Source organism: Streptomyces daqingensis, from assembly GCF_014645895.1.
GTDB classification, from domain to species: domain Bacteria; phylum Actinomycetota; class Actinomycetes; order Streptomycetales; family Streptomycetaceae; genus Streptomyces; species Streptomyces daqingensis.
The window spans coordinates 1-3,329 of record NZ_BMMP01000034.1; the positions used below are offsets into that span (position 1 = coordinate 1).

Consider the following 3,329-nt stretch of genomic DNA (forward strand, 5'->3'; position numbering starts at 1 on the left):
TTGTGGTGTGGTTGTTGCCTCAGAACTGACACAGTGGACGCGAGCAATCAATGGTCAAGCCCTCGGCTTATTAGTACCAGTCAACTCCAACCCTCACGGGTCTTCCATATCTGGCCTATCAACCCGGTCATCTCCCGGGAGCCTTAACCCCTCAAAGGGGGTGGGAGTCCTCATCTCGAAGCAGGCTTCCCGCTTAGATGCTTTCAGCGGTTATCCCTCCCGAACGTAGCCAACCAGCCATGCCCTTGGCAGAACAACTGGCACACCAGAGGTCCGTCCGTCCCGGTCCTCTCGTACTAGGGACAGCCCTTCTCAAGACTCCTACGCGCGCAGCGGATAGGGACCGAACTGTCTCACGACGTTCTAAACCCAGCTCGCGTACCGCTTTAATGGGCGAACAGCCCAACCCTTGGGACCGACTCCAGCCCCAGGATGCGACGAGCCGACATCGAGGTGCCAAACCATCCCGTCGATATGGACTCTTGGGGAAGATCAGCCTGTTATCCCCGGGGTACCTTTTATCCGTTGAGCGACGGCGCTTCCACAAGCCACCGCCGGATCACTAGTCCCGACTTTCGTCCCTGCTCGACCCGTCAGTCTCACAGTCAAGCTCCCTTGTGCACTTACACTCACCACCTGATGACCAACCAGGCTGAGGGAACCTTTGGGCGCCTCCGTTACATTTTAGGAGGCAACCGCCCCAGTTAAACTACCCACCAGACACTGTCCCTGATCCGGATCACGGACCCAGGTTAGACATCCAGCACGATCAGAGTGGTATTTCAACAACGACTCCACCCAAGCTGGCGCTCGAGCTTCACAGTCTCCCACCTATCCTACACAAACCGAACCGAACACCAATATCAAGCTATAGTAAAGGTCCCGGGGTCTTTCCGTCCTGCTGCGCGAAACGAGCATCTTTACTCGTAGTGCAATTTCACCGGGCCTATGGTTGAGACAGTCAAGAAGTCGTTACGCCATTCGTGCAGGTCGGAACTTACCCGACAAGGAATTTCGCTACCTTAGGATGGTTATAGTTACCACCGCCGTTTACTGGCGCTTAAGTTCTCAGCTTCGCCACACCGAAATGTGACTAACCGGTCCCCTTAACGTTCCAGCACCGGGCAGGCGTCAGTCCGTATACATCGCCTTACGGCTTCGCACGGACCTGTGTTTTTAGTAAACAGTCGCTTCTCGCTGGTCTCTGCGGCCACCACCAGCTCACCCAGCACGTGGGATCACCAACAGTGGCCCCCCTTCTCCCGAAGTTACGGGGGCATTTTGCCGAGTTCCTTAACCATAGTTCACCCGAACGCCTCGGTATTCTCTACCAGACCACCTGAGTCGGTTTAGGGTACGGGCCGCAACAGCACTCGCTAGAGGCTTTTCTCGACAGCATAGGATCATCCACTTCACCACAATCGGCTCGGCATCAGGTCTCACCCCTGTAACGAGAAGCGGATTTACCTACTCCTCGGGCTACACCCTTACCCCGGGACAACCACCGCCCGGGCTGGACTACCTTCCTGCGTCACCCCATCACTCACCTACTACAAGCTCGGGTCACCGGATCCACCACACCAACCATCATCCGAAGAATCCAGCTGGGGGCTTCACGGGCTTAGCATCACCTGATTCAGCGTTGGCGCACTGCCACGGGTACCGGAATATCAACCGGTTATCCATCGACTACGCCTGTCGGCCTCGCCTTAGGCCCCGACTTACCCTGGGCAGATCAGCTTGACCCAGGAACCCTTAGTCAATCGGCGCACACGTTTCTCACGTATGTATCGCTACTCATGCCTGCATTCTCACTCGTATACCGTCCACAACTACCTTCCGGTGCTGCTTCACCCGGCACACGACGCTCCCCTACCCACCCACACACCCGTTAGGGCTACACATGTGAGTGACACGACGTCGGCGGTGTGCTTGAGCCCCGCTACATTGTCGGCGCGGAATCACTTGACCAGTGAGCTATTACGCACTCTTTCAAGGATGGCTGCTTCTAAGCCAACCTCCTGGTTGTCTCTGCGACTCCACATCCTTTCCCACTTAGCACACGCTTAGGGGCCTTAGTCGATGCTCTGGGCTGTTTCCCTCTCGACCATGGAGCTTATCCCCCACAGTCTCACTGCCGCGCTCTCACTTACCGGCATTCGGAGTTTGGCTAAGGTCAGTAACCCGGTAGGGCCCATCGCCTATCCAGTGCTCTACCTCCGGCAAGAAACACACGACGCTGCACCTAAATGCATTTCGGGGAGAACCAGCTATCACGGAGTTTGATTGGCCTTTCACCCCTAACCACAGGTCATCCCCCAGGTTTTCAACCCTGGTGGGTTCGGGCCTCCACGAAGTCTTACCTCCGCTTCACCCTGCCCATGGCTAGATCACTCCGCTTCGGGTCTTGAACACGCTACTCAAACGCCCTCTTCGGACTCGCTTTCGCTACGGCTCCCCCACACGGGTTAACCTCGCAACATGCCGCAAACTCGCAGGCTCATTCTTCAAAAGGCACGCAGTCACGACCGCATGTGCAAGCACACACGGCGACGCTCCCACGGCTTGTAGGCACACGGTTTCAGGTACTCTTTCACTCCGCTCCCGCGGTACTTTTCACCATTCCCTCACGGTACTATCCGCTATCGGTCACCAGGGAATATTTAGGCTTAACGGGTGGTCCCGCCAGATTCACACAGGATTTCTCGGGCCCCATGCTACTCGGGAAAAGAACAAGTGAGTTGATGACGTTTCAGCTACGGGGGTCTTACCCTCTACGCCGGGCCTTTCGCATGCCCTTCGCCTACACCACCAATTTCTTACTCACCCAGCCGCCGGCAGACAACTGAAGTTCCATCCCACAACCCCGTACATGCAACCCCTGCCGGGTATCACACACATACGGTTTAGCCTCATCCAGTTTCGCTCGCCACTACTCCCGGAATCACGGTTGTTTTCTCTTCCTGCGGGTACTGAGATGTTTCACTTCCCCGCGTTCCCTCCACACACCCTATACATTCAGATGCGGGTGACAGCCCATGACGACTGCCGGGTTTCCCCATTCGGACACCCCCGGATCACAGCTCGGTTGACAGCTCCCCGGGGCCTATCGCGGCCTCCCACGTCCTTCATCGGTTCCTGGTGCCAAGGCATCCACCGTGCGCCCTTAAAAACTTGGCCACAGATGCTCGCGTCCACTGTGCAGTTCTCAAACAACAACCAGCCACCCACCACCCCAGACACAAACACCTGAGTTCACTGGGACCGGCACCACCAAGAGCAACAAACCAAAACGGCCGCACCCTCAGACACCCAACAGCGTGCCCAAC

Annotated in this window: 1 rRNA gene; it reads right to left on the reverse strand. The window is 56.8% G+C overall.

Features of this window, described 5'->3' with window-relative positions:
- Positions 1–50: 50 nt before the first annotated feature.
- Positions 51–3,180: ribosomal RNA gene (locus IEY56_RS28065) — 23S ribosomal RNA — on the reverse strand.
- Between the last annotated feature and the right edge of the window lie 149 nt (positions 3,181–3,329).